26 protein-coding genes are annotated in these 24,074 nt (G+C 66.5%); 8 read left to right on the forward strand and 18 right to left on the reverse strand.

Annotated features, from left to right (window positions below; translation table 11 throughout):
- Positions 1 to 20: 20 nt before the first annotated feature.
- Positions 21 to 1,400 (forward strand): LLM class flavin-dependent oxidoreductase, encoded by a 1,380-nt coding sequence (locus NFU08_RS19515; protein ID WP_251425607.1) that lies wholly within the window; start codon positions 21 to 23, stop codon positions 1,398 to 1,400.
- Between the two features lie 36 nt (positions 1,401 to 1,436).
- On the opposite strand, the gene NFU08_RS19520 is transcribed toward NFU08_RS19515, so the two are convergent.
- Genes NFU08_RS19520 through NFU08_RS19530 form a run of 3 tightly spaced genes read right to left on the reverse strand, consistent with a single transcriptional unit; the run spans position 1,437 to position 3,941 of the window.
- Positions 1,437 to 2,234: a GNAT family N-acetyltransferase gene (locus tag NFU08_RS19520; protein ID WP_251425609.1), complete on the reverse strand. Its 798-nt coding sequence runs from the start codon at positions 2,232 to 2,234 to the stop codon at positions 1,437 to 1,439.
- Positions 2,231 to 3,148 carry a DUF817 domain-containing protein gene (locus NFU08_RS19525; protein WP_251425611.1) on the reverse strand — a complete coding sequence of 306 codons (918 nt, stop codon included), beginning with the start codon at positions 3,146 to 3,148 and terminating at the stop codon, positions 2,231 to 2,233. Before NFU08_RS19525 ends, NFU08_RS19520 begins: the two co-directional genes overlap by 4 nt.
- Complete coding sequence (locus tag NFU08_RS19530) at positions 3,141 to 3,941, reverse strand: oxygenase MpaB family protein (RefSeq protein ID WP_251425613.1); 801 nt, start codon at positions 3,939 to 3,941, stop codon at positions 3,141 to 3,143. The genes NFU08_RS19525 and NFU08_RS19530 overlap by 8 nt, the downstream gene beginning before the upstream one ends.
- A 130-nt stretch (positions 3,942 to 4,071) precedes the next feature.
- Here NFU08_RS19530 and NFU08_RS19535 point away from each other — a divergent pair, with 130 nt between their 5' ends.
- The 3 genes from NFU08_RS19535 to NFU08_RS19545 all read left to right on the forward strand — a co-directional run bounded on the left by NFU08_RS19535 (position 4,072) and on the right by NFU08_RS19545 (position 5,300).
- Positions 4,072 to 4,554, forward strand: coding sequence for a hypothetical protein (locus tag NFU08_RS19535; protein WP_251425615.1), 483 nt, complete (start codon positions 4,072 to 4,074; stop codon positions 4,552 to 4,554).
- A 3-nt stretch (positions 4,555 to 4,557) separates the two neighbouring features.
- Positions 4,558 to 4,752: a helix-turn-helix transcriptional regulator gene (locus NFU08_RS19540; protein ID WP_104189442.1), complete on the forward strand. Its 195-nt coding sequence runs from the start codon at positions 4,558 to 4,560 to the stop codon at positions 4,750 to 4,752.
- Between the two features lie 143 nt (positions 4,753 to 4,895).
- A complete protein-coding gene (locus NFU08_RS19545) occupies positions 4,896 to 5,300 on the forward strand; it encodes an Hpt domain-containing protein (RefSeq protein WP_251425616.1) in 405 nt (134 codons plus the stop codon).
- A 133-nt stretch (positions 5,301 to 5,433) separates the two neighbouring features.
- On the opposite strand, the gene NFU08_RS19550 is transcribed toward NFU08_RS19545, so the two are convergent.
- Together NFU08_RS19550 and NFU08_RS19555 are read right to left on the reverse strand one after the other, a co-directional pair.
- Positions 5,434 to 6,579, reverse strand: a complete 1,146-nt coding sequence (locus NFU08_RS19550; protein WP_251425618.1) for a luciferase family protein — start codon at positions 6,577 to 6,579, stop codon at positions 5,434 to 5,436.
- Positions 6,579 to 7,220 (reverse strand): NADPH-dependent F420 reductase, encoded by a 642-nt coding sequence (locus NFU08_RS19555; protein ID WP_251425621.1) that lies wholly within the window; start codon positions 7,218 to 7,220, stop codon positions 6,579 to 6,581. Before NFU08_RS19555 ends, NFU08_RS19550 begins: the two co-directional genes overlap by 1 nt.
- A gap of 177 nt (positions 7,221 to 7,397) precedes the next feature.
- Here NFU08_RS19555 and NFU08_RS19560 point away from each other — a divergent pair, with 177 nt between their 5' ends.
- Together NFU08_RS19560 and NFU08_RS19565 are read left to right on the forward strand one after the other, a co-directional pair.
- Complete coding sequence (locus tag NFU08_RS19560; protein ID WP_251425623.1) at positions 7,398 to 7,862, forward strand: hypothetical protein; 465 nt, start codon at positions 7,398 to 7,400, stop codon at positions 7,860 to 7,862.
- Entirely contained in the window at positions 7,859 to 9,568 is a 1,710-nt protein-coding gene (locus NFU08_RS19565; RefSeq protein ID WP_251425625.1) for a DUF5671 domain-containing protein, read from the forward strand. Before NFU08_RS19560 ends, NFU08_RS19565 begins: the two co-directional genes overlap by 4 nt.
- A gap of 68 nt (positions 9,569 to 9,636) precedes the next feature.
- On the opposite strand, the gene NFU08_RS19570 is transcribed toward NFU08_RS19565, so the two are convergent.
- From NFU08_RS19570 to NFU08_RS19625, 12 genes are all read right to left on the reverse strand, one after another.
- Positions 9,637 to 10,710, reverse strand: coding sequence for an L-idonate 5-dehydrogenase (locus NFU08_RS19570; RefSeq protein WP_251425627.1), 1,074 nt, complete (start codon positions 10,708 to 10,710; stop codon positions 9,637 to 9,639).
- Positions 10,710 to 11,480, reverse strand: coding sequence for an SDR family oxidoreductase (locus tag NFU08_RS19575; protein ID WP_251425629.1), 771 nt, complete (start codon positions 11,478 to 11,480; stop codon positions 10,710 to 10,712). The genes NFU08_RS19570 and NFU08_RS19575 overlap by 1 nt, the downstream gene beginning before the upstream one ends.
- On the reverse strand, positions 11,477 to 12,421 hold the full coding sequence (locus tag NFU08_RS19580) for a 2-hydroxyacid dehydrogenase (RefSeq protein WP_251425631.1): 945 nt from the start codon (positions 12,419 to 12,421) through the stop codon (positions 11,477 to 11,479). Before NFU08_RS19580 ends, NFU08_RS19575 begins: the two co-directional genes overlap by 4 nt.
- Before the next feature lie 45 nt (positions 12,422 to 12,466).
- Complete coding sequence (locus tag NFU08_RS19585; RefSeq protein WP_251425633.1) at positions 12,467 to 13,216, reverse strand: SDR family oxidoreductase; 750 nt, start codon at positions 13,214 to 13,216, stop codon at positions 12,467 to 12,469.
- Positions 13,217 to 13,281: 65 nt separating this feature from the next.
- Positions 13,282 to 14,622, reverse strand: a complete 1,341-nt coding sequence (locus tag NFU08_RS19590; RefSeq protein WP_251425635.1) for an MFS transporter — start codon at positions 14,620 to 14,622, stop codon at positions 13,282 to 13,284.
- Positions 14,623 to 14,677: 55 nt separating this feature from the next.
- Positions 14,678 to 15,691: a biotin-dependent carboxyltransferase family protein gene (locus tag NFU08_RS19595; protein WP_251425637.1), complete on the reverse strand. Its 1,014-nt coding sequence runs from the start codon at positions 15,689 to 15,691 to the stop codon at positions 14,678 to 14,680.
- Positions 15,688 to 16,419 carry an allophanate hydrolase subunit 1 gene (locus NFU08_RS19600; protein ID WP_251425639.1) on the reverse strand — a complete coding sequence of 244 codons (732 nt, stop codon included), beginning with the start codon at positions 16,417 to 16,419 and terminating at the stop codon, positions 15,688 to 15,690. Before NFU08_RS19600 ends, NFU08_RS19595 begins: the two co-directional genes overlap by 4 nt.
- Before the next feature lies 1 nt (position 16,420).
- Complete coding sequence (locus NFU08_RS19605) at positions 16,421 to 17,209, reverse strand: LamB/YcsF family protein (RefSeq protein ID WP_251425641.1); 789 nt, start codon at positions 17,207 to 17,209, stop codon at positions 16,421 to 16,423.
- A 279-nt stretch (positions 17,210 to 17,488) separates the two neighbouring features.
- Positions 17,489 to 18,319: an ABC transporter permease gene (locus tag NFU08_RS19610; RefSeq protein WP_251425643.1), complete on the reverse strand. Its 831-nt coding sequence runs from the start codon at positions 18,317 to 18,319 to the stop codon at positions 17,489 to 17,491.
- 2 nt (positions 18,320 to 18,321) lie between these two features.
- Positions 18,322 to 19,242, reverse strand: coding sequence for an ABC transporter permease (locus NFU08_RS19615; protein WP_251425645.1), 921 nt, complete (start codon positions 19,240 to 19,242; stop codon positions 18,322 to 18,324).
- Positions 19,239 to 20,363, reverse strand: coding sequence for an ABC transporter ATP-binding protein (locus NFU08_RS19620; protein WP_251425648.1), 1,125 nt, complete (start codon positions 20,361 to 20,363; stop codon positions 19,239 to 19,241). The genes NFU08_RS19615 and NFU08_RS19620 overlap by 4 nt, the downstream gene beginning before the upstream one ends.
- 49 nt (positions 20,364 to 20,412) lie before the next feature.
- Entirely contained in the window at positions 20,413 to 21,498 is a 1,086-nt protein-coding gene (locus NFU08_RS19625; RefSeq protein ID WP_251425651.1) for an ABC transporter substrate-binding protein, read from the reverse strand.
- 313 nt (positions 21,499 to 21,811) lie between these two features.
- On the opposite strand from NFU08_RS19625, the gene NFU08_RS19630 reads away from it, so the two are divergent.
- On the forward strand, positions 21,812 to 22,732 hold the full coding sequence (locus NFU08_RS19630) for a LysR substrate-binding domain-containing protein (RefSeq protein ID WP_141000424.1): 921 nt from the start codon (positions 21,812 to 21,814) through the stop codon (positions 22,730 to 22,732).
- Positions 22,733 to 22,915: 183 nt separating this feature from the next.
- Complete coding sequence (locus NFU08_RS19635) at positions 22,916 to 23,095, forward strand: hypothetical protein (RefSeq protein WP_251425653.1); 180 nt, start codon at positions 22,916 to 22,918, stop codon at positions 23,093 to 23,095.
- Positions 23,096 to 23,124: 29 nt separating this feature from the next.
- Here the strand turns inward: NFU08_RS19635 and NFU08_RS19640 are convergent, their stop codons facing one another.
- Complete coding sequence (locus NFU08_RS19640; protein ID WP_251425656.1) at positions 23,125 to 23,850, reverse strand: AAA family ATPase; 726 nt, start codon at positions 23,848 to 23,850, stop codon at positions 23,125 to 23,127.
- Positions 23,851 to 24,074 lie beyond the last annotated feature (224 nt).

Raw genomic sequence — 24,074 nt, forward strand, 5'->3', positions numbered from 1 at the left:
CAGATCCGAAGGACCATCCCATGACTTCCGAAAACTCCTCACCACAGCGCCAGCTCCACCTCAACGCCTTCCTGATGAGCACCGGCCACCACGAAGCTTCCTGGCGGCTGCCCGAAAGCGACCCGCACTCCAGCACCAACGTGGAACATTACAAGCAGCTCGCCCAAACTGCCGAGCGCGGCAGGCTGGACTCCATCTTCTTCGCCGACTCCCCCGTCCTGTTCGGCGAGGTGGGACGCCGCCCTTCCGGCAAGCTCGAACCCACGGTGCTCCTCACCGCCATCGCCGGGGCCACGGAGCACATCGGGCTGATCGCCACCGCCTCCACCACCTACAACGAGCCTTTCAACCTTGCCCGCCGGTTCGCATCGGTGGACTGGGTCAGCGGCGGACGCGCGGGATGGAATGTGGTCACCACAGCCGGGCCCGACGCCGCCCGGAACTTCGGCGTGGACGACCAGCCCGCCCACGCCGTGCGGTATGAGCGTGCCGCCGAGTTCATCGAGGTGGCCCACAAGCTGTGGGACAGCTGGGAGGACGGCGCCGTGCTCGCGGACAAGGCGGAGGGCGTGTGGGGTGATGCCGAAAAGATCCGGGTCATTAATCACGAGGGCAAGCACTTTAGGGTCCGTGGCCCCCTGAACGTGCCCCGCTCCCCGCAGGGGCACCCGCTGATCGTCCAGGCGGGCTCGTCCGAAGACGGCAAGGGCCTCGCCGCCCGGTACGCGGACGCCGTCTTTACCGCACACCAGACACTTGCTGACGCACAGGCCTTCTACGGCGACCTCAAGAAGCGCACCGCGGCTGCAGGACGTGATCCGGAGACCATTAAGATCCTGCCGGGCATCGTTCCGGTCATCGGCGCAACCGAGGAAGAAGCGCTGGAGCTGGAACGCGAACTGGACCGCCTCATCCAGCCCGAATACGCCCGGATCCAGCTGGCCAAGACCCTTCGCGTTGCGCCGGAGGACCTGCCGCTTGACCGCCAGCTGCCGGAGAACCTGCCCAGCGAGGACGAGATCGAGGGCGCCAAAAGCCGCTACACACTGATCGTCCAGCTCGCCCGGCGGGAGCAGCTCACCGTGCGGCAGCTGATCGGCCGCCTGGGCGGCGGCCGCGGACACCGGACTTTCACGGGCACACCGGTGCAGGTGGCGGACGCCATCCAGGAATGGTTCGACGGCGGCGCGGCGGACGGCTTCAACATCATGCCGCCGGTGCTGCCCTCGGGGCTTGAAACATTCGTGGACCAGGTGGTGCCGATCCTGCAGGAGCGGGGACTGTTCCGCACCGGCTACACCGGCCGGACGCTGCGGGAGCACTACGGCCTGGCGCGGCCGGGGAACCGGTACGCCGGTGCTGCCGCTCCGGCGCTGGCCTCGATTGGTCCGGCATTCTGAGTGGACAGGCCGGGCACCGGGCGGGAAGGTGGGCGGTCAGCTGCCCTCCCGCCGCCAGCGGTAGGGGGTGGTGGTGGAGACCTTGACCAGCCCGGAGCGCTCCAGGATGGGCCGTGAGAACTCGGTCGAATCGCTGTGGATGAGCGTCTTGCCCAGGCCGAGGGCCGACTGTGCCCGGCGGGCGGTCAAAGCCCGGTAGATCCCGCGGCCGCGCCATTCCGGGCGCGTGGCACCGCCCCAGATCCCGGCGAAGGCCGTGCCTTCCACCGGCTCGAGGCGGCCGGCACTGACAATCCCGCCGTCCGCCTCGGCCACCCACAGCTGCATCCCGTCACCCAGCGAGAGCCGGTGCAGCAGGGCATCGGCCATCCCGTCGGACACCGGATCGCCGAAGACTTCATCCTGCATGGCGCACATCGCCCGGACATCCGGTTCGTCCACCACCTGCCGCACCACCACGCCGTCAGGGAGCGGCACGGGGACGCTGAGCGCCTGCGCGCCGCCGATCATGATGGATTCCGGCGGATCAGGGACAAAGCCGTGCCCCAGCAGCACCTCATGTAGTCCGGGGGCGTGGTCATGGCTGCGCGTCTTCCATTCCACCCGGGTGATCCCGGGATCGGCCCGGAAGCAGTCCACCGCCCCCCGGACCAGCCGGTGGAGGGCCTCAGTGCCGGCATCCCCAAGATCCCGGTATGTCACAAAGCCGCGGCCGTCCCGGAACGCCGCCAGGTGCAACGGCCCGTGCCTCTTCACCGAGACGGCGCCGGGTGTCTCGGCATCCGTGCGCAGCTGTTCATCGTAGGCAGCCAGGAACCGTGCGGATTCACTCATTCCGCGAGCTTACTGGTGGACGCCGGGATTGATTGCCTGGCAGCCGCTGGACCATCCGTGGTTTCCCCGGCAGGCGGCTGCGGCTTGTAGACCCAGGCCACCAGCACCACTGAAATGATCATCAGCAGGAACCACGCCACCAGTTTCTCCAACCCAACGGGCTGCCAGCCGTCCACCTGGCTGGGGTACAGCCAGGCGCCGGACCAGGTGGCGATGTTCTCGGCCACCCAGATGAACAGCGCCACCAGCAGGAAGGCGAGCAGCAGCGGCATCCTGTGATGCTTCCTGAACACCCTGAAGTGCATCACGCACCGGCCAAAGACAACCACGACGGCGGCGAGCAGCACCCAGCGGGCGTCCCAGATGTAGTGGTGGCTGAAAAAGTTGCCGTAGACGGCCGCGGCCACGGCCGCCGTGATCCAGCGCCGCGGATAGCGGGCGAACCTCAGGTCGAACAGCCGGTAGACGCGGACCATGTAGGAGCCGACGGCCGCGTACATGAAGCCGCTGAAGAGGGGGACCGCCCCGATCCGCAGGAAGCCCTCGGCCTCGTAGGACCAGGAGCCGGCGTCGGTCTTGAAAAGCTCCATCACCGTCCCCACCAGGTGGAACAGGATAATGACCCGCAGCTCCTTCAGGGTTTCCAGCCTGAAGGCGAACATGAGGACCTGGATCAGCACCGCGGCGAGGGTCAGGAAGTCGTTCCGGGCCAGTCCGGCCCCGTCCGGGTACCAGAGCCGCGCGGCCATCAGCACTGCAAGCAGGGTGGCGCCGAAAATGCATGCCCAGCCCTGCTTCAGGCCGAAGACCACGAATTCGGTGAGCTTTGGCCGGACGCGGCTGGCAGGGGCGCTGGCCAGGAACCGCCGGGCCCGCTCGTCAAGCCGCGCCTCCAGCGGAGTGGAACTAAGCACTGACGCGCCCTGCCCGGCGGGAGAAGGTGTCCAGCTCGGAGAGGCAGTAGTTCTTGAACCAGTGCCGGAGCCGCTGCGGCAGCTTGGGGTAGGCCACGGCAAGGGCTTTCATGGTGCGGTGGAACCGGCGTTCGTGGCGCCCGCTCCACGGCAGGCCGAAGTCATTCCGCAACTGGTCCGGGAGGAGGCCGGCCGTCAGGAACCGGGCGAACGGCATGATCGCGCGGTACCAGAGCGCTGCATGCCGTGGATACAGGAGCCCGCGGCCCACGCGGACGGCGGCGTCGCTCGCCCGGAGGCCGGCCATGCGGGCGTCATAGTACCGGCCGAACGCCTCACGGTCCTTCGGCCACATGTCCGGCGGCAGCTGCAGGGCTGTCCCCAGCTTCGCGTAGTCCCTGTACATGGCGTCGGCGGACTCGTCGTCGAGCGGGCCGTAGATTTTCTCGATGATGACCACGGCGGTGTCGTAAAGCGTTGCCGTGACCCACAGCTGCAGTTCGGGGTCGTACGCGTTGTAGCCGGGCGTTTCGTGATCGGCATCCCGGCGGACAGGGACGTGGGCGCGGTTCACCCTGCGCCGGACCTCTTTGACCTGCTCGTCAGTCCCGTAGGTGACGGCATACACGTAGGTCAGTGTGCCCTTGAGCCTGTTGATGGGACGGTCCGTGAAGGTGCTGTGCTCTGCGACGCCGCGGCCCACGCCGGGGTCTGCAAGCTGCAGCAGGATGGCCCGTCCCGCTCCCGCGAGCAGGATGACCTCCGCATTCAAGTCCGCAAGTTCCCGCGCCATTCCCTCAGGGTACCGGAGGGACAACGGGATGGAGCGGGCCTGGGAACGCGCGCAATGGACAAGTTTACTTTACAGTCAAGCTCGCTTTACACTGGAGACATCGATTACCGACAAGAACTGGGGGTCTGACATGACGGAGAACAAGAACAGTGCGGCAGGGAATCCGCTACGCACCGCCTGGGGACGGGCCCGGCTTGGCACCCGCACCGTACCGGCCATGATGCCCGCCATCCCCCTGGGGATCCTTCTCGCCGCGCTGATCGCGGCAGCTGCCGCCCTGGCAGGCTTTGCTCCGCAGCAGCCTTTGCTGGGTGCCGCCATCGTGGCAGCCCTCATGGCCCTGCCCATGTGTGCACTCGCCTGGGCGTTCCTTGTTGACCGGGATTCCCTGGAGGGCGCGGCCTCCCGCCCGGAGGAATCCGTGGAATCGCGCTGGTATGACAATGCCGCCGCAGGAGCATTCCACGACCTGCTGATCTTTTCCGGCCTCGGAACAGCGGTGCTCTTCCTGACGCCCCTTGAAATTGAGGGGTCCGTGGGCCTGCTGGCCGTAAGTGTCGTGGGAATGCTGTCCGCGGGAATCCGTTACACCGTCAACCGGAGACGGGGGTAGCCGATGGAGAACACTCTTCCGGAACTGCGCAGGGAGCATGGCTGGTCGCAGCAGAAGCTGGCCGATGCGCTGGGAGTCTCGAGGCAAACCGTCATTTCCATCGAGAAGGGCCGGTTTGACCCGTCACTCCCCCTGGCCTTCCGCCTGGCATCACTCTTCGGGTGCACCATCGAGGACATCTTCACGCCCGGCAGCTAGCACGAGCAATGCCCGCCGAAAATCGAGTACCCACCACTCGTGCCCTCCATCCCCGCTCACCGTAGCGTCCTGTGAAAGCCCGCGGTCATCACCACGGGAATTCCGGCTGCGAGGGGGGTCATGGGCTGCATCGAGGCACCGACATGACCCAGCCGGACGGTAACGTCCCTCCCCTCCTGGACCCCGCAGTGCTTGAGCGGCTGCGCGACGAACTCGAGGATGACGAGGGCGTGTGGAAGGTCTTTGTGGAGGCCTTCATCGCGCAGATGCCCCAGAGGCTGCAAAAGGTACGGCTTGCCCTGACCACCGGCGACCTGCCGGGTGGCATGGATGCTGTCCTGAGCCTCAAGACGTCCAGCCAGATGGTGGGGGCGGAGAGGCTCGCCGCCCTCGCCCTGGAACTTGAAGGATCGCTGCGGGAGGAAGCCAGGGCCGCCGACCCGGCCGTTGTTTTGCCCCGGCTTGCGGCGGAGCACCTGCGGAGGCTCAAGCAGTGCGCCCAGCGCACCATCTATGTCCTGCAGGACCACCTGCGGAAAGGTCACTGAACCGACGGCACGGCACGATGTCCCGCGAACTGACGCGGCGCCCCGGAACCGGAACGGACGACCGCGGAACCTCCCGCCGTCGTCCGTTCCGGTTGGGGCTGGCCCGCCCGTGCCGGCAGCCCCGCCCAAAGCGTCAGACCTGCAGGGTGGCGTAGTGGTGGCTGGTCTGGACGATGGCTGCAACCGTCTCAAGTTCGCTGTCGTCGCGGGGACCATAAACCAGGACCATGCCGCTGGCCAGCCGGACGCCGGCCAGCGGATGGGGAACCGCCCAGCCCTTCGCTACCGCCTCCGCGGCCAATACCGGGGGCAAGGCAACGTGGAGTGAGCCGTCGTGGGCCGGATGCTGGTGGGCGAACTCGCCCACGGACGGCACCAGGAAACCGTCCGGAGTTGCAGCAGGAGCGGGGCCCAGCATGAGTCCCGTGGCTCCGGGCACCGAAATGGCAGACTGCCGGGTGGAAACACCGGCCAGCGTGCTGATGCGGGACAACAGTTTCTCCTGCAACTCCCGCGGCGCGTTGTCGCTTCGCTGTTCCTGCGGAATGGTCCATGAAACCTGCGGACGATGTCCAGCACGAAGCGGCAGGCCATCCTCCCGCAGCCCGGTCCACCCGGCCTTTACGTCACTGCCGCCGTTGGCGCGCGGCCGTGCCAGGAATGCAAGCCGTTCACGGATCCAGTCGCCGAGTTCGTCCAGCGTCTCCCCTGTGATGCCGTGCCCACCCGGATCGCGGCGGGCATAGGCCGGGGCGGCGGATTCGGTGAGGAGATAGTTCCACGTCCGCAGCAGCAAGTCTGCCGGGATGACCCGGTCCTGCTCGCCCTGCGCAACGAAGACGGGTACCCGGGCCAAGCGGGCCGCCGAGAGGGGCACCCCTGCGTCGAAGGGCAGGGTGCCGTACAGGATCGCCCCGCCGGCAAAGCGCTGCGGGTCGGAAAGCAGCAGGCCGCCGGCGAACGCCGCTCCCCCGCTGAATCCCACCAGCACCACCGGCCGGCCGGCCGGAGCAACGGCGTCAAGCCAGCTCCGGAACCAGGCCATGGTTTCGGTCAGGGATTCCTCGACGGGCCTGCCGATGCCACGGTTCCGGAACCAGGCGTAGCCGCCACCTTCAGCGATCGGCGCCCGCACGGCCGCGTAGACCGGGCCGGCGGGCAGGTGCTCTGCAAGACCGATGATCCCGCGTTCGCTTGAACCCCTGCCGTGCAGCAACACCACCAGCGGCTGCGCCGGGTCCGACGATCCGGCGGTCGCCACCACATACGGGGTGTTCATTAGTTGGTGACCTTGAGCCCGGTGTCCCAGTTGAAATCTGCGAATTCAGGGTTGGCCTGCAGGGTCATCAGGACGAACTGGAAGCCCTCGAGCTCGCGGGCGCGCTTGAGTGGTCCCACTACCAGGGGGCGCATTCCGGCGGCGCTGGCAAAGCCGCTGACTGCACGGGTGGCTGCGTCGTCGTCGCCTGCGATGAAAACGTCGAGGGGCTGGCCGTCCGACTCCCCGGCCACCAGGGTGCCGGCGAAGGTGGTGTTGAAGGCCTTGACCACGCTTGCGCCGGCGGGTGCCAGCGCCGCGATTTCCTCGGCGGCGGACGTGCCCGGCTCCACCACCAGGGAATCGAAGGTTTCGAAGTTCACCGGGTTGGTGATATCCACGATGGTCTTGCCTGCGAGCGCGGCACCGTAGGTGCTGACGACGGATTTGGCGGCGTCAAATGGCACGGCGAGGACAACGATGCTGCCCTGGGGATCCTGCGCCGTGGTGCCGGAGGCGACGCCGGCACCCAGTTCGGCCGCGAGGGCCTGGGCCTTGCCTGCGTCCTGGCCGAGGATTTCGACGGTCTTGCTTGCCGCCAGGGCCCGGGTTGCGATGCCGCGGGCCATGTTGCCGTTGCCGATGATGGTGATGTCAGTCATGGGGTTCTTCTTTCCAAAGATGCGGGCCAGGAGGTTTGTCATGGGGTTCTGTTCTGCCGTTTGTGGATTACTGCTTGAAGCTACAACTAAATGTACGTGCTCTTAGTTGAAGTGTCAAGTATTTTTTTGGGCCGAAAGACACCAGCGAATGTCGTGCCGACAGTGCATACTGTCGCCATGACTAATGCAGCGCGAAAACCGGACCGGATCCTCCTCGTGCTGCTGGGGGTTATCGGACTGCTGGTGGTGGTGGCCCTGGCCGTGGTGTTTTCCCGGGGAGATCCTGAACCCCTCGATGAGGCCAGCCCGGCCGGAGTCGTCCAGCGGTACAGCACGGCCGTGATCGACGGCGACCTCGCAACTGCCGAAACGTACCTCACGGATTCCGCCCGCACCATCTGCCGCGGCTCGTACTTCGGTGAACCCCGGCCGGCCCGGGTGGTCCTGGTGTCCACGTCGGAGCGGGACCAGTCAGCCACCGTGCGCGTCTCAATCGTCAACTCGTCCCAGGACGGGCCCTTCGGCCCCTCCGAGTACGAGTCGGAAGACATCTTCTCGCTGGTGAAGGCGGACGGAGACTGGAAGATCAGCCAGGCGCCGTACCAGCTGATGGCATGCACCGGAACACAGGTCAAACCATGAGCGCCCCGGCAGGCACAACGGTTCTGCCGGCGGGGCTCGCCCAGGTGACGCTGCGCCGGCTCATCCAGTACGCCCTGCTGTTCGCCCTGGTGGTAATTGCCGCCAGTGGCCTCAGCGGACTACTGGACCGGCTGTTCACGTCAGGGGCTGTGCTGGCATCGACGGATGTGGCCGGGCTCGCCCGGTCCTTGGCCTTCACCCTGATCGGAGGTCCCCTCGCCCTGCTTCTGTGGTGGTTTGTGTGGCGCAGGCTCGACGACGAGGCAGAGCGCAGGTCCGCCGGGTGGGGCCTCTACCTCACCGCCATGTATGGGGTTTCCCTGATCATCTTCACCACCTCGCTGTTGGGGATGGCGGCGTCCCTCATAGGACGGCGGGACGGTGACTGGGCGCCGGCGCTGGCCAACGCCATCGTCTGGGCTGCCATCTGGGTGTGGCACCGCTGGATGTGGAAGCACCCCCGGAAGCCCACCGTCCACCTGGACGACGTGAGGGCCGTCGTCGGCTCAGTGTTTGGCCTGCTGCTCGGCGCCGGAGCCGGCATCGCAGCGCTCAGCGGCCTGCTCGACGTCGCTGTCCGCGGCTTCCCCCTGACGGTGACCGTTGAGCCCTGGTGGTACTCCGTGCTCCGCTCGCTCGTGTGGGCGGCGGGCGGAACCGTGGTCTGGTGGTGGCACTGGTTCAGGGAAGGCGGGCGCCGCTTCCAGACCAACCTGGTTGACAGCATCATGATCATCGTCGGGGTTTTCGCGGCCGGCATCACTGCCCTCGGCGGGGCGGGCGTGGTCCTGTTTGTGTTCCTGCGGCTGGCGTTCGACCGGGATGACCCCCTGAACGAACTGCTGGAGGCGCTGGCTCCGGCCGTGGCCGCAACACTCGTGGGGGCGCTGGTGTGGCGCTACCACCGCACCGCGTCCATCCGCCGGTCCCCCGCCACCACGCGTGCCAGCCTCCTGGTGACGTCCGCGGTTGCCCTGGCTGCTTCAGCGTCCGGGGTGGGCGTTGTGGTGAACGCACTGCTGGCAGCCGCCGTTTCCCCGCTGGCGGGTGGGGCTACGCGCACCTTGCTCCTTGGCGGTATCAGTTCCCTCCTGGTGGGCGGGCCGGTCTGGTGGCTGGCGTGGAAGCCCAGGAGCCAGCCTCAGTCTGCCGATGCCATCCCGCCCGGACGCCGCGTGTACCTCATCGCATTCTTTGGCGTCAGCGCCGTGGTGGCACTCATTACGCTCCTGGTGATCGGCTACCGGGTCTTCGAGTTCCTGCTCGGGGACGTCACAGGCGGCAGCCTCCTGGACCGCATCCGTGCACCGTTCGGGCTCCTGGTGGCTGCCGCCCTTGTGGCCGGGTACCACTTCGCCCTGTGGCGGCACGACCGCGCCCTCCTCGCGGCCGCCCAGCCGGCCAGGAAACGGACCATCGAGCAGCTCACCCTGGTCATGGGGCAGCACCCGGACCCGGACGCCTTGGCACGGGGCATTGCTGACGCCACGGGCGCTGCCAGGGTCACCGTCTGGGTACGGGCGGACGACGGCGGCCCGGTCCTTCCGGCGGCCGGTGCAGATTCGGTGGGGGCAGCTTTTCAAGCGCCGGCTGAAACGGTGGGCCAGGTGGCGGCCGCCCTGGACGGAGTCACGGCGCAGCACGTACTGGTACTTGTGGGGCACGGCACGCTGGAAGTCATCCCCCTGCACAGCCCGCCAAAATAGCGGGCGTTTTTGTCCAGATCTGCAGGCTTCAGCGGCGGCACTTATCCCTGCCTATCTGGACAAAAACTCTAGGCGGAGGCTGGGTGGTTTTCGCCGAAGCTCAGCAGCACTTTCCCGGACTCGGCCGAATTGCGCGCCACGCTGAAGGCTTCCAGGGCCTCCCCGACCGGGAATTCGTGCGTGATGACGGGATCGATCTGCAGTGAACCGTCTGCCAGGGCAGCGATAACGTCGTCGATCTCGTCATTGAAGCGGAACGAACCCTTGAGCTCCAGCTCCCGGGTGATGGCCAGGGAGATCAGTACCGGCTGCGGACCCGTGGGCAGCAGCCCCACCATCACTACGGTCCCGCCGCGGGCAGCGCCCCGGATGGCGGAGGCGAGTCCGTGGTGGTTACCGGAGGATTCAATGACAACGTCGGCCTCGACGGCGGCGATCGCCTCGGCATCACCGGCGGCGAGCAACTGGTGCGCGCCGACGGCCTTGGCGATGTCCAGCGGCTTGTCATGCATGTCGACGGCGGTAATCCGGCTCGCGCCGGCGCGTTTCAGGACCGCCACGGCCAGGGCGCCGATGGGGCCGCTGCCGATCACCAGCGCGGTCTTGCCGGCAACGTTCCCCGCCCTCGCCACGGCGTGCCACGCCACGGCTGCGGGCTCGATCAGGGCAGCGGTGCGCAGGTTGATGCCGTCCGGCAGCGTCCGGAGCATCCGCGTGGGGAGGTTCACGTACCGGCTGAAGGCGCCGTCTTTGTGCGGGAACCGCGCGGCGCTGCCCAGGTAGGTGCAGCCCGGCGAAAGGTTGGGCCTGTCCGCCGGATACCGTGCGGCACCGGGGCCGGGTGTTGCCGGGTGGACTGCCACCGGAGTTCCGGCGGCGGGTCCCGTTCCGTCTGCTGCTGCCCGGACCACGGTCCCCGAAATCTCGTGCCCGAGCACCAGGGGCGCCTTCAGGATCGATTCACCGGCGGCCCCATGCAGCCAATAGTGCAGGTCAGAACCACAAATACCGCCGTAGTGGACTTCGATGACGGCCTCGTCCGGCGCGGGGGCGGCGAGGGGCACCTCGTCGATCCGGAGATCATTGGCGGCATGGGCCACCACTGCCGGGCCGGAAATAGGGAGGGCTGTATCCAGCGGCATCAGACCACCACCGTCATGCCGCCGTCGACGAAGATGGTCTGTCCGTTGACGAAGTCCGATCCCCGGGACGCCAGCCAGACTGCGGGTCCGGCAAGGTCCTGCACTGTCCCCCACCGGTTGGCCGGGGTCCGGCCAAGGATCCAGGAGTTGAACTGCTCATCGTCCACCAGGTTCTGGGTCATCTCCGTATGGATGTATCCCGGCGCAATCCCGTTGATCTGCAGCCCGGACGCCGCCCACTCAGCCGTCATGGCCCGGGTCAGGTTCCGCAGCCCGCCCTTCGCCGCGATGTAGGGGGCAATGGTGGGGCGGGCAAGGTCTGTCTGCACGGAACAGATGTTGATGATCTTGCCGTGGCCGCGCGGGATCATGAAGCGCGCGGCCTCGCGTCCCACCAGGAAGGCGCTGGTCAGGTCCGTGGAAATCACCCGTTCCCAGTCCTTCACGTCCAGGTCCAGCATGGGCACCCGGTGCTGGATGCCCGCGTTGTTCACCAGGACCTCCAGCGGCCCCACGTGCTCCTCCACCCAGGCAACCCCGCGGGCAGCCCCGTCGTCGCTCGTCACATCAAACGCGACGCTGTGCACCCGCCCGGGGGCAAAGTCGGCAGCCATCGCGGCTGCGGCATCCTTGAGCCGCTCCTCGTTAAGCCCGTTCAGCACCACGGTGGCACCGGCGTCGGCCAGTGCGCGGGCCAGCGCGTTGCCGATCCCACGGCTGGAACCGGTGACCAGCGCAACCCGCCCGGTCAGGTCAAAAAGTGAACTCATGCGAAGGGACCTGCCTGCACCAGGTTGGCCGGGGACTGGCCCGCGGCGAGCGCCTCGAGCTGCTTGCGGAGGAGCTTGAGAATCCGCGGCTGGAACGCCGAGGCGTTGCCTCCCACGTGGGGAGTGATGAGGGCGTTGGGCGTGGACCACAGCGGATGGTCCTGCGGCAGGGGCTCGGGATCGACGACGTCAATGGCGCACTGCAGGCGCCCCGAGAGAACCTCCTTGGTCAAGGCGCCAGTGTCCACGACGGAGCCGCGGCCCACGTTCACCACCAGGGCGCCGTCCGGGAGTGCGGCCAGGACCTCTTCGCCGATCAGCTGGTGGGTGTGCCGGTTCAGGGGCAGCACCGACACCAGGACGTCGTGCGTGGCCGCGAGCGCGGGAAGTTCCGACGACGCGTGGACCTGGCCGTGTTCATCGGTGCGGGCTGAGCTGCCCACCCGGGTGACGGTGACTTCGAACGGCTCAAGGCGGCGGGCGATCTCCTGCCCGATTCCGCCGACGCCCACCAGCAGGACCCGCCGGTCCGCCAGTGACTGGCGGCGCTCAGGCCGCCACAGGCCGTACTGCTGGTCCCGGACCGCCTGGTCGATGCCGCGCAGCTTGGCCAGGATGAGCCCGATGGCGAGCTCCGCCGTCGCCGCCGCGTGGACTCCGGAGGCGTTCGCCACACCTGCTGCCGGACCGGCGGCCTCTATCACGCCGTCGTAGCCGGTGGACTGGGTCTGGACATACTTCAGGCCGGGTACCTTGGCGAGGGATCCCAGGACAGCGCCGGCGTTGATGTACGGAAGGATGACGCCGTCGATCTCAGCCAGCGTCCCGCCGTCTGGATCCGCCTCCAGGTCCCAGACCACCCCCTGCAGCCCTTCGGGAAGGGGCGAGAGATCGTCGAGGAGCTGCTGGTCGGGGAAGCTGACGGTACGGACTGTTTGCATCGGAAATCCTGTCGGTCCTATGGGTGGAGAGGGCTGGTGGGACGGTCAGCGGCGGTCGAAAGTCAGTCCGCCGGGGACCTGGAAGGTGGGCATAAGCTCCAGCATGCCAACATTCACGTGCCGGGGTGTTTCGATGGCGTAATCCATGGCGTTGACGATGTCATCAGTGGTGAGCGATTCATAACCCTCGTAGTAGGTCTTCCATGCCTCCTCCATTGCCTCGGGGGTGCCGCCCATGTTCCGGCCGAAAATCTCAGTTTCCACCCGTCCCGGGCAGATCTCGGTGACGCGGATGCGCTTGCCCACGGTGTCGTTGCGGAGCTGCCGGGAGACCTGGTGCACCGCGGCCTTGGTGGCGTGGTACACCGTGTGGCCGTAGAAGTTGTAGGTCCCGGCGATCGAGCTGACGTTGATGACGTGCCCCAGGTCGCGTTCCACCATGCCGGGCAGGACCAGCCGGGTGAGCTGGAGCAGGCCGCGGAGGTTGACGTCCACCAGCTCGTCGATGTCGGCCTCGCTGGAGTCCAGGATGTTGCCGGGCCGGGAGACGCCGGCGCAGTTCACCAGGACATCGACCTGGAGGTCCCCGACGGCGGCAGCCAGCGCAGCGGTGTCCGTCAGGTCCACCGCGTGCGGCACCGCGCCGGTCTTGTCCGCGAGTTCCTTCAGGCGGTCCTCGTTTCGGGCCAGGGCGTGGACGGTGAGTCCGCGCTTGGCCAGGCGTTCGGCGATCGCGGCGCCCATGCCGGTGGAGGCACCGGTGACCAGGGCCGTTGAGTAGTCGGAAAAAGACATGGAGGTCTCCTAGGAAGGTGCAGCACAGTGCTGCCCGGGTAGTGGAAAATCGGAAAGATGGAGAGTCAGGCGTCGCGGAGCGGCAGGTGCGCCCGGTCCTTGACCGTGCTGACGGCGGCGAGGGTTCCCAGCGCGGTGATGACGGCATAGAACGCAGGCATGTAGATGTTGCCGGTGCTGCTGATCAGCCAGGTCATCAGCAGCGGCGCGGTGCCGCCGAAGAGTGCCGAGGAGATGTTGTAGCCCAAGCCGTACGCGGAATACCGCACGCGGGTGGGAAAGAGTTCCACGATCAGGATGTGGATGACCGCGGTGTGCCCGGCAAAGACCACGGCCATGATCGAGGCGCCGAGGATGGCCAGCGCCATGTCGCCGGTGGCGATCAGCGCGTAGGAGGGGATGCCCAGGATGGCCATGGCGATGGCGGCGCCGGCGATGACCTTCTTGCGGCCGATGCGGTCCGAGAGGGCGCCCATGAAGGGAATGGCGATGCAGATGACCACCAGGCTGCAGGCGGTGACCAGGAGGGCCTCGCCGATGGTGAAGTTCAGCTGCTTGCCCTTGAGGAAGGTGGGCATGTAGGAGAACAGGACATAGTAGCCGGAGCCGTTCATCAGCGGAATGAAGAGTGCCAGCAGCATGGCGCGGCGGTGCTCGGCGGAGGCAAAGGCTTCCTTTAGGGGGTTGGCGGACAGCCCGCCCTCTTCCTTGAGTTTTTCGAAGTTGGGGGTGTCGCTGATGGCCTTGCGGATATACCAGCCAATGACGCCCATGGGGATGGCAACCAGGAACGGAATGCGCCAGGCGAACGCGCCGAACCCGCCGCCGTCGATAGCTGCCTGGGTGAGCCATGGGGACATGGCGTAGGCAACGAGCGTGCCGGTGAGGAGCGCCGCGAAGGATGCAATCTGCGCGTAGGACGTGATGATGCCGCGCTTGCCTTCGGGGGCGTGCTCGGCCAGGAACGTCATGGCGCCGGCTGCTTCACCGCCCACGGAGAAGCCCTGCAGCAGCCGGAGCAGCACCAGGAGGATGGGGGCGGCGATGCCGATGGCCGCATAGTCCGGGAGCAGGCCGATGCCGGCCGTCGCCACGCTGATCAGCAGGATGACGAACACCAGAAGCTTTTGCCGTCCTATCCGGTCACCCAGGTACCCGCAGACGACGGCGCCGAGGGGGCGCACGAAGAAGGAGACGGCGTAGCCGGCGAAAACAAACAGGAGGGCGTTGTCCGGGTTTCCGGGTGCCAGGAACACCAGGGCAAGCGTTCCGGCCATAAAGGCGAAGATGCCGTTGTCGTAGAGCTCCACGAAAATGCCGACGCAGCCGGCCGTGACAACCTTGCGGGTCTGCTTGCTGCTGAGCCGCTCCGGGTGCGGCGGGGCCGCATGCGTTGAAGTGGACATGGTGTTCCTTACTTAAGGGGATCGTAACAATGCTTTTCGGGGGAAGCGAGAGTCTTCAGCTTCCGGCGGCGGGTGCGAGCCGGGGCGGGCCCGGTTCAGTGCCGACGCCGAGGAGGGAGAAAACTGTACTGACGGTGGACCGGAGGTTCTCCAGTTCCCGCAGCGCTGCCCGGTGTTTCGCCGTTGCCTCCGGGACGGTGGTCCTGCGGAAGGTGATTGTGTGGCCTGGCCTGGCCTGGGCCAGGACATCGAGGGAATGGCTGGTGACCACAGCCAGGACGGGGTAGCCCGCGGTGACTCCGCGCCCGCGGTGCAGCACCAGGAGTTCGTCCCGGGAGGGCACTTCGATGGCTCCCACCGGGACGCCGCGGGAGAGTACCTCGGCGGTGGACTGACGTTCCGGAAGTGCCCCTCCCAGCCTCAGTCCGATGTGGTTGCTCCGGCCGCTGACGGTGTACTCGGTGCTGTAGAGCAGGTCCGAGGTCCCGCCGAATTCGTCCACATCGGGGCCGTCCGTCACTTCCACCACTGCGGTGCTGTGGAACTCCGGGCGGGTCAGGCCCAGGCGGAAGAGCGGCAGGTCGAAGTACGGCTGCCGGATGGGCGGGACGCTCTTGAAGGTCCTCAATTCCGTGCCTTCCGTGAGCCTAAGCCCGAATCCCACCACGGTGTCCGGCGCGCAGCTGCCCAGGAGGACCGGCGCGTGCACAGAGCCGTGGACCGCTACGTAAGCCCGGAGGCCGCCGTCGATCCGGCGTAGTGCCACTGTCTCCCCCGCCCGCACGGATACCGGCTCCCACTGCTGGCACTCGCGCCCGCCCACCGTGAGGTGCAGGGGCGTTCCCGTGACGGCGATCAGGATGTCCGTGGTGGCACGCATCCGGAAGTCCAGTGCAGTGATTTCCAGGAGCGGGGAGTTGTCCGCATTCCCGGCGAGGATGTTCGCCGCCCGTGCCGAGAACTGGTCCAGCGCGCCGTTCACGGGCAGCCCGAACCTGGGCCCCCGGAAGCGGCCAAGGTCCGTGACCACGGAGTTGCCGGGCTGCTGGATGACCAGGGATCCGTTCATCGTGCTGCCTCCAGTTTCCGGCCGGCGTAGATGGCGAAGTCTTCCGGCGGGATCCGGTGGAACCGCAGCAGGTCGCCGGGGACGTAGGGAACCAGGGGTTCGGCCGTTGCGTCGAGGACGGTGAGCGGGGTTTGGCCGATGACGCACCATCCGCCCGGTGCGGCCGCGGGGGCGATCACTGCCTGGCGGCCGGCCACGGACACCGCCCCGGCGGGGACGGAGAGTCGAGGGTCCTTGAGGCGCGGGACCGGCAGCGGGAAGTCGGGGCCGTCCATCATGGGCGAACCGGCGGGTGCGCCAAGGCAGCGGATCACGTAGGCCTTGGCCGTGTGCAGCTCAATGATTTCCTCGACGGAAAGCTGCTGCTGTCCAGCCACCCGTTCCAGGTCGGGCCCGTACTCTCCCCCGTAGGCCACCGGGACGATGAACTCGCGGGGGGCGCGGGCGGGGGCGCCGGTGAATTCGAGCTGGCGCAGGCCCAGCAGCACGAAGGCCTTCACCTGGCGGGCGGAGGTGACGCCGGGGTCGAACTCCACGAGCAGCGAGTCATACGTCGGCACCGCGCCGTGGACGCCGTCGGCCCCGGCGGCGTCCAGCCACCCGGCAAGGGCATGGACGGTGGCCCAGTTGGCTTCCCGGTCCGCTGACGATGCGACGACGCGCAGGGCAGCGTCCCCGGATTCGAAGACCTCCACCGGAGGCAGGGCTGGCGTGGAAGTGGCGGGCATGTCAGGCGGCTTCCACTTTGGCGGCCAGGACCCGGGTGAGCGGGGCGATGGTCACGCCGGCGCGCTCCAGTTCCGCGCGGACCTGCCGTGCCAGCTGGACCGCCCCGGGGGTGTCCCCGTGCAGGAGGATGGTGTCCGCGACGATCGGCAGGTCGGTTCCGGCGACGGTCTCGATCAGGCCCTCGCAGACCATCCGGATGGTGCGCTCCACGATGGCGGAGGGATCGTGGATGACGGCGCCGGCGCGGCTCCGCGGCACCAGGGTGCCGTCCGCCTCGTAGGCGCGGTCTGCGATGCCCACGATGCCCACGGGCAGCTGGCGCGCTTTTGCGGCGTCTGCAAGCTCGCCGTCCTGGGCCAGGACAATGAGGTCCGGGCTGATCCGGGCGGCGGCGTCCGCAACGGCCTGGGCGTAGTCGGGGCGGGTGGCTACAAGGTTGCCGAGGCGGCCGTGCGGTGCGAGGTGTACGACGGCGGCGCCATGGTAGGCGGCGAAGGCGCTGAGGGCTCCGAACTGGTACAGGACGTCGTTGCGGACTTCGTCATCGGTGAGGTCCATGGCGCGCCGGCCGAAGCCGCGCAGGTCCGGGAAGCTGGGGTGCGCGCCGATGCTGACACCGCGGCGCACGCACTCGGCCACAGTGGCATTCATGATGTCCGGGTCCCCTGCATGGAAGCCGCAGGCGATGTTGGCGCTGGACACCACTTCCAGGAGGGCCGCGTCGTCGCCCATGGAGTACGTGCCGAAACCTTCTCCGAGATCTGCAACGAGATCAACGATGGGTCCCATGTGAGCCCTCCTTGGGGTGGTGGCGCGGCGCTGGCCAGGGGAAGCGGCAGCTGCCGGAAGCGGATTCTGTGGACCAGCCGGAGGTGGCTTGGGTCCGGGCCCGGTTTACCGGGCTTGTAGAAAAAGTCTGGCACCGGGACTTTGATCACACAAAGACGTAATCGGTGTCACGGGATAGGTGCCGGTTATGACCTGTGCATCTTGTGGACGGCCTCCTGCCCGGCCCGCTGGTGCGGACCGGGCAGGATTGTTTTGTAGGCGCTCGTGGAACAGGAAGACTCAGCGCAGGGCTTTGCGCAGTCCCATGACGCGCTCCACCACCACCACCACGGCAAGCGAAATGAGGATGAGGATCACGGAGAGGGCCGCGACGGCGGCGTCCGCGGAGTTTTCCACGTACCTCAGCACCTGCACGGGGAGGGTTGGCAGCCCTGATTCGGCCACGAACAATGAGATGACGGCTTCGTCGAAGGAGACGATGAAGGCGATGACGCCGCCGGCGATCACGCCCGGCTGGATGATGGGAAGGGTCACGCGGCGGAACACCGTCCAGGAGTCAGCGCCCAGGATGCGGGCGGCCGCCTCGCAGGACGTGTCCGTGGTGGCCAGGCTCATCAGGGTGGTCCTGATGACGAACGGGATGGTGATGGCCACGTGGCCGATGATGATGCCGGCGTAGGTGTTGTTCAATTTCAGCGGGCCGAAGAGCAGCACCATGCCCAGCGCCAGGACGATGCTGGGGATCAGCAGCGGCGAGAGGAAGAACGACTGCACGGCGGCCTTGGCTTTGAACTCGAAGCGGTCAAGCGCCAGCGCCGCCGGAACCCCCAGCACCAGGACAATGAGCGTGACGATGACGGCCACGATCAGGCTGACCTTCATGCCCTCCATGAACGTGCTTTCCTGCGGAAGCATCTCGTACCACTTCAGGGTCAGCCCCTCCGGCGGGAAGGACAGGTACTGGTTGGACGCAAAGGACACCACGAACACGATCAGCAGCGGTGCCAGCAGGAACAGGTACAACAGGAACACCAGCGCCCCGAAGGCGGGTTTGGCGGGGTTGAAGCGCGGCTTGAAGACTTTGGCGCTGCTTGCGTTGGCACTGCTCACGGTCAGCCTCCGATTTTCTTGGTGACGCGCTGGTAGACGGCGATGATCAGGCCGAAGAGCACCAGCAGGATGACGGACAGGGCGGCGGCAAACGGCCAGTTGAGCAGGCCGGTGGTCTGGTCGTAGATCTCGGTGGCCAGCACCTGCACGCTGCCGCCGCCCAGGAGCCGCGGGGTGATGAAGGTGCTGATGGAGAGGACGAAGACCAAAAGGAACGCCGTCAGGAGGCCGGGAAGGCACAGCGGCAGCGTCACCCGGGTGAACACTTTGAACTTGCTGGCTCCGAGGGAACCGGCCGCCTCCTCCAGCTGGGGGCTTAGCCTGCCGAACCCGGAGATCATGGCGAGGATCGCGTACGGCATGAAGATTTCCACCAGGCCGATGGTCACGCCGGTCATGTTGTTGGTGAGCTTCAAGGGTGTGTCGATCAGGCCCAGGCCGCCGAGCGAGGAGTTGATCAGGCCGTTGGTTCCCAGGATGACCATCCACCCGTAGGTGCGGACCACGGCGGAGGTGAGCAGCGGGGCGATGGCAATGGCGATGAGCAGGCCGCGCCATTTGCTGGTACTCCGTGCAAGGAAGAGGGCCACCGGGTAGGACACTATGACGCAGAGGATGCCGACGGTGACGCCCATCTGGAAAGTGTCCAGCGTGACCCGCCAGTAGTAGGGGTCGGTGAGGGGCTGGATGTAGGTGTCCAGGGTGAACGTCTCAACGATGACACCGTCCGGTGCGCCCTGGTTGAAGGACATCCGGACCATGTACGCCAGCGGGAAAACGAAGCTGACCAGCAGGCCGAGCAGGCCCGGAAGCAGCAGCGCCAGGTAGGTGCGCCGGTTGCGCCGCTCGGTAGCCCGTTCGAGCTGCCCCTCGTCATGGGCTTTGGGCCGTTCCGGCGCGGCGGGGGCTTCCAGGACCGTCATGCTGCCAGCCTCTCCGGCTGGACGGCTGCCGGGAGGAGGTAGGCGTCGTCGGCCGCCCAGGAGAGGTAGGCGGCGTCTCCGATGCGGGGCAGGTCGCCGCTGCTGGTCAGCATCTGCGCGTGCAGCTGCTGGTCCCCGATGCGGACCGTGACGTCCAGGGCGTCACCGGTGTAGCTGACCCGTTCAATGGTGCCGGCGAGTGGTGCCTGCGCTGCGCCGGGGTGCAGGGACACATTGAGCCGGTGCGGGCGGATGACCAGCTCGTGGCTGCTGCCTGACAGGCCGGCGGACCCGATGGCGCCGAACTGGCCCAGGCCGTCCACGTCCACCTTGTAGTAGCTTTCGCCTGCAAGGTTGGCCCGTCCCGTTTCCGCGCCGATGCGGGCGGTCAGGAAGTTGGCCTGGCCAATGAAGTTGGCGACGAAATGCGTGCGGGGCCGCTCGTACACCTCGGTGGGCGAGCCGAACTGTTCGATCAGGCCGCCGTTCATCACGGCGATCCGGTCGGCCATGTCCAGTGCCTCGTCCTGGTCGTGCGTGACGAAGAGCGTGGTTGCCCGGGTGCGCTGCTGGATGGACCGGATTTCGGTGCGCATGGTTTCGCGGAGTTTGGCATCCAGGTTGGACAGGGGTTCATCCAGGAGGAGCAGGGTGGGCTCCACCACCAGGGCGCGGGCCAGGGCGATCCGCTGTTGCTGGCCGCCGGACAGTTCCTTGGTCTGGCGCTTGCCGAGGTGGCCGAGCTGGACCATGTCCAGGGCGGCCGCCACCCGTGCCTTCTGCTCGGACCTGGGTGTCTGGCGCATTTCCAGGCCGAACGCCACGTTCTGTTCCACGTTCATGTGGGGGAACAGGGCATAGGACTGGAACACCATGCCCATGCCTCGCTTGTTCACCGGAGTGTGGGTGATTTCCTTGCCGTCCACCACGATGGAGCCGGCGGTGGGGTCCATGAGGCCGGCAACCATCCGGAGGGTGGTGGTCTTGCCGCAGCCGGACGGGCCGAGGAGTGCCACCAGGTGCCCCTCCTCAACTTCCATGTTCAGGCGGTCGACGGCGGGGTCCAGATCTGCTGCGTATCTTTTGGTCAGATCAACGATCGACAGTTTGGGTTCAGTCACGGTTTCAGTTCTCCTGAAGGGGAAGTTGGGGAGGGGGCGCCGGCAGGCGCTAGTTGGTGATGATCTGGCGCTTCCAGGTGTCGGTCCACTTGTCGCGGGCCGAGGACAGGAATTCGACGTCCAGCGGGACGATGTTAAGGGAGCCGTCGGTGGGAACCACGCGGTCCTTCACATCGGCGGGCAGTTCCGCATTGGTGACGGAGGGTGCGTAAAACAGTGCCTTGGCGAAGGCCGTCTGTGCCTCTGCGGACAGTGCGTAGTCAACGAAGGTCTTGGCCGCCTCCGAGTGCGGGGCGTCCTTCACCAGGTTGATGGTGTTGATCTGGTAGACAGTGCCTTCCTTGGGGAAGGTGACACCCATCTTCTTGTTGCTCTGGTCGCTGTAGAACTGGCCGCGGGCGTTCTGGCCAAGGCCAAGGACGGTCTGCCCGGTAATGACGTTCTGGTATTCGTCCGGGTTGGGTGCGAACGTCTGGACGCCAGGGGCCATTTCCTTGAGGCGGGTCACGGCGGAGTCAATGCCCTGGGTGTAGTCCTCGCCCTCCATCTTGGAGGTGATGGCGGTCAGGGACAGGCCCAGCAGGGATGGCGGGGCGTTGACGTTGATCTTGCCGGCGTAGGCCGGGTCCCAGAGGACCTTCCAGCTGTCCGGGGCCTCGGGGAACGTGGCAGTGTCGTACACCAGGCCTACGGCGTCGAGCATCGCCACGGGTCCGTACCCTTCCTTGTCCCGGAACTTTTCCGGCACGTTGGCAAGGTTCGGGACGCCGTCGGTATCAAGCTTTTCGAAAAGGCCCTGCTTGTTGCCGGTGGTGGACACGGAGTTGTCCATGATGGCGACGTCGGTGGCGGGGTTGTTCTTCTGGCCCTGGAGGGCGCTGAGCATTTCAGCGGAGGACCGCTTCGAGGCGTAGTTGATCTTGATGTCCGGGTACTTGGCCTGGAAGGGTTCGATTACTGCAGCGGTGTACTGGTCCTGCCAGACGCCCGAGTAGGCGATGAGGTTCACCTCGCCCGAGGTGGCGCTTCCGCCGCTGCCGGCTGCCTCGCTGCCGCCCCCGCAGCCGGAAAGGACCAGAACCGCTGCGGAGAGGGCGGCCACGGCCGCCATTTTGCCTTTGATAGTTGCTCGCATTTGCTGTCTCTTTCTCAAGAAGAATCCGGGCTGGTAGCGGATCCTTGGATGCTTTGAAGCTATTGAGTGCATATTTCGGATATGTAAAAGAAAACGCCTATCCCGGTAAACACCGGCTTTATGCGGAATGCGTCTGACGCCATCGTTAAATCGCATGCCTGGCCGGGGTTAGAATGAATTGCTCATGAAATAGCGTTCTGGGTTCAACCTAGTGTCAGAGATATGCATCACACAAAGACCAGTTGCGTATCCCTCCATAGCATCCGGTTATGACCTTTATGGGCTCAGGACGCCGCGAAGAGAGAAGGCGGCCATGGATACGCGGAAGCTTGCGTACTTCGTGCAGATTGTGGATTCAGGAAGCATCACCAAGGCCGCGGCAGCGCTGCATGTGGCCCAGCCGGCCCTGAGCCAGCAGGTTTCGGCGCTTGAGAACGACCTCAAGCAGCGCCTGCTGATCCGCAGCAAACAGGGGGTAAAGCCCACCGCCGCCGGGCACACGCTGTACCGGCATGCCCAGTCCATCCTGCGGCTGGTGGACCAGGCACGGCAGGACGTCGCCAAGTCCGGGGCGGCACCGTCCGGCCGCGTGTCCATTGCGATCGCGCCCTACAGCATGGCCTCAAGCCTGACGCCGCGGATCATCAGCGAGGTGGCCAGCCGGTACCCGGACATCGTCCTGCACGTCACGGAAATCTACGGCGGCGTGCTCAGCGAGGCCATCAAGAACGGCCGCCTGGACATGGCACTCATCTACGAGCCCGGCCCTATCCGCGGCGTGCAGTTCACCACGATGATCGTGGAGGACCTGCACTTCGTAGTCAACGCGGGCAGGGCAGGGGTGCAGCAGGCCGACGGCGGCATCACCCTTGAGGAGGTGGCCCGCCACGGGCTGTTCCTGCCCGAGCAGATCCACACCCTGCGCCAGGCGGTAGAGGCCGGCTTCGCCAGCAAGGGCCTGAAGCTCCGGCTGGTGGGGGAAGTGGAGTCCGTCCCCTCCCTCGCCCGGCTGCTGCGGGCCGATCTTGGCGCCACCATCATGCCCAAGTCCGCTGCTGACGCCCTGTTCCACGAGGAGGACTTCCAGGTGCTGCGCATTGTGGATCCGGCGTTGCAGTGCAAGATTGCGCTGTGCACCCCCGATCATGACCCGCTGTCCGAGGCGGCGTCCGCGGTCCTGCTCGTGGTGAAGGAAATGCTGCAGGAAATGCTCAGCAGCAAATATTCACGGTAGCTGGTCCATAGGTTCCACTTATCGCGTCACTCATCATTGGTCTTAGTATTCCCGCTCCCCCGATCCTAGAATCTAGGAAAAGCCGGACAATTCCGGCGAATTAATTCTTGTGCGGATCAATGGGAGTGCGCCGTGAAAAAGATAAACACCTTGCGGAGGAATTCGGGTAAAAGCCCGGGTTTGATGGCCAAAACCGGATTCCACTGCCCCGCCAATGGTTTCTGGCGGCCCGAGGACCGGTCCGTTGAGCTTGTGTTTGTGTTCGAAGGCAGCATCATGCCGGCCGGCGGCCGGGGGTCCACCGTCTGGTACCTGGAGGATGCGGCCTTCGGTCCGCCGGAGTATCCGCTGCCGGCGCAATAGGCCGCACGGTGGTACTGCTCCGGCCTGGACTATAGGTGCCGGAGGTACCGCTGGGGCGCATCAAGGAACGACCGCCAGCTGCCCACGAGGTCCAGCTCCTCCCAGCCACGAGGGCGTAGTCCCCACGGCCCCACTTCCAGGATCCGGGCTCCCGGAAGGGCCGCAAGAACCGGCGAGTGCGTGGACATGATCACCTGGGATTCCCCGGACGCCAGGAGGTCTTTCAGGACCCCGAGGAGACTCAGGCACCCGCTGAAGGACAATGCGGACTCCGGCTCATCGAGCACCCACAGCCCCCGCCCGCGGAATCTGTTGACTGCGAGTTCCAGGAACGACTCACCGTGGGACATGTCGTGGAAGCGGATATCGTCCCGGCCCGAGGTGCTGGGGTTTTTCTCCAGGTAGGTAAAGAAGCCATGCATGGTTTCGGCCCGCAGGAAGTACCCGCGCCTGGTGGTGCCCGCATTCCTGACAAGCTGCAGGTGATCGGCCAGCAGCGATTCACTGGCCCTGGTGCTGTGCCGCGCACCAGTTGAACCGCCTTCGGGCGACAAACCGTACGCCAGGGCTATCGCTTCCACGATCGTTGATTTCCCTGAACCGTTCTCGCCCACCAGGACGGTGGCTGGCGTCAGGTCGAGTCCATCGTCCAGTACCTGCGCCACGGGCGGCAGGACTGCCGGCCACTGCCGTCGGTCCAGGACGTTGGACGGGTCCTCTTCCAGCCGCCGGATCGGATATCTGTCGAGTGGCATGCGAACATTCTCGCAGCCGGTGCGGCGGGCAACCGCTCAGCCGCAGCCCACAGCAAGGCCGGCAACTGTGCCTGTGCTTCGCTGGATAAGCCCAGCTAGGCGGCTCTTCGCGGTTCGTGGGGAAATGGATCCCTGGAATGAGCGTCATGCCGCCGTCCTGACGGCACTTCTCAAGAGAATAACCGATTTGTAGTTGGCGGCGTTGCGGTACCCGCGGGCGGTTC

Source organism: Pseudarthrobacter sp. NCCP-2145 (assembly GCF_023708005.1).
Classification (GTDB): domain Bacteria; phylum Actinomycetota; class Actinomycetes; order Actinomycetales; family Micrococcaceae; genus Arthrobacter; species Arthrobacter oxydans.

What these genes read in the sequence shown, in the direction of transcription:
- NFU08_RS19515 (WP_251425607.1), top strand. Translation starts at nt 21, where the DNA reads ATGACTTCCGAAAACTCCTCACCACAGCGCCAGCTCCACCTCAACGCC.
- NFU08_RS19520 (WP_251425609.1), bottom strand. Translation starts at nt 2,234, where the DNA reads ATGAGTGAATCCGCACGGTTCCTGGCTGCCTACGATGAACAGCTGCGC.
- NFU08_RS19530 (WP_251425613.1), bottom strand. Translation starts at nt 3,941, where the DNA reads ATGGCGCGGGAACTTGCGGACTTGAATGCGGAGGTCATCCTGCTCGCG.
- NFU08_RS19535 (WP_251425615.1), top strand. Translation starts at nt 4,072, where the DNA reads ATGACGGAGAACAAGAACAGTGCGGCAGGGAATCCGCTACGCACCGCC.
- NFU08_RS19540 (WP_104189442.1), top strand. Translation starts at nt 4,558, where the DNA reads ATGGAGAACACTCTTCCGGAACTGCGCAGGGAGCATGGCTGGTCGCAG.
- NFU08_RS19545 (WP_251425616.1), top strand. Translation starts at nt 4,896, where the DNA reads ATGACCCAGCCGGACGGTAACGTCCCTCCCCTCCTGGACCCCGCAGTG.
- NFU08_RS19550 (WP_251425618.1), bottom strand. Translation starts at nt 6,579, where the DNA reads ATGAACACCCCGTATGTGGTGGCGACCGCCGGATCGTCGGACCCGGCG.
- NFU08_RS19555 (WP_251425621.1), bottom strand. Translation starts at nt 7,220, where the DNA reads ATGACTGACATCACCATCATCGGCAACGGCAACATGGCCCGCGGCATC.
- NFU08_RS19560 (WP_251425623.1), top strand. Translation starts at nt 7,398, where the DNA reads ATGACTAATGCAGCGCGAAAACCGGACCGGATCCTCCTCGTGCTGCTG.
- NFU08_RS19565 (WP_251425625.1), top strand. Translation starts at nt 7,859, where the DNA reads ATGAGCGCCCCGGCAGGCACAACGGTTCTGCCGGCGGGGCTCGCCCAG.
- NFU08_RS19570 (WP_251425627.1), bottom strand. Translation starts at nt 10,710, where the DNA reads ATGCCGCTGGATACAGCCCTCCCTATTTCCGGCCCGGCAGTGGTGGCC.
- NFU08_RS19575 (WP_251425629.1), bottom strand. Translation starts at nt 11,480, where the DNA reads ATGAGTTCACTTTTTGACCTGACCGGGCGGGTTGCGCTGGTCACCGGT.
- NFU08_RS19580 (WP_251425631.1), bottom strand. Translation starts at nt 12,421, where the DNA reads ATGCAAACAGTCCGTACCGTCAGCTTCCCCGACCAGCAGCTCCTCGAC.
- NFU08_RS19585 (WP_251425633.1), bottom strand. Translation starts at nt 13,216, where the DNA reads ATGTCTTTTTCCGACTACTCAACGGCCCTGGTCACCGGTGCCTCCACC.
- NFU08_RS19590 (WP_251425635.1), bottom strand. Translation starts at nt 14,622, where the DNA reads ATGTCCACTTCAACGCATGCGGCCCCGCCGCACCCGGAGCGGCTCAGC.
- NFU08_RS19595 (WP_251425637.1), bottom strand. Translation starts at nt 15,691, where the DNA reads ATGAACGGATCCCTGGTCATCCAGCAGCCCGGCAACTCCGTGGTCACG.
- NFU08_RS19600 (WP_251425639.1), bottom strand. Translation starts at nt 16,419, where the DNA reads ATGCCCGCCACTTCCACGCCAGCCCTGCCTCCGGTGGAGGTCTTCGAA.
- NFU08_RS19605 (WP_251425641.1), bottom strand. Translation starts at nt 17,209, where the DNA reads ATGGGACCCATCGTTGATCTCGTTGCAGATCTCGGAGAAGGTTTCGGC.
- NFU08_RS19615 (WP_251425645.1), bottom strand. Translation starts at nt 19,242, where the DNA reads ATGACGGTCCTGGAAGCCCCCGCCGCGCCGGAACGGCCCAAAGCCCAT.
- NFU08_RS19625 (WP_251425651.1), bottom strand. Translation starts at nt 21,498, where the DNA reads ATGCGAGCAACTATCAAAGGCAAAATGGCGGCCGTGGCCGCCCTCTCC.
- NFU08_RS19630 (WP_141000424.1), top strand. Translation starts at nt 21,812, where the DNA reads ATGGATACGCGGAAGCTTGCGTACTTCGTGCAGATTGTGGATTCAGGA.
- NFU08_RS19635 (WP_251425653.1), top strand. Translation starts at nt 22,916, where the DNA reads ATGGCCAAAACCGGATTCCACTGCCCCGCCAATGGTTTCTGGCGGCCC.
- NFU08_RS19640 (WP_251425656.1), bottom strand. Translation starts at nt 23,850, where the DNA reads ATGCCACTCGACAGATATCCGATCCGGCGGCTGGAAGAGGACCCGTCC.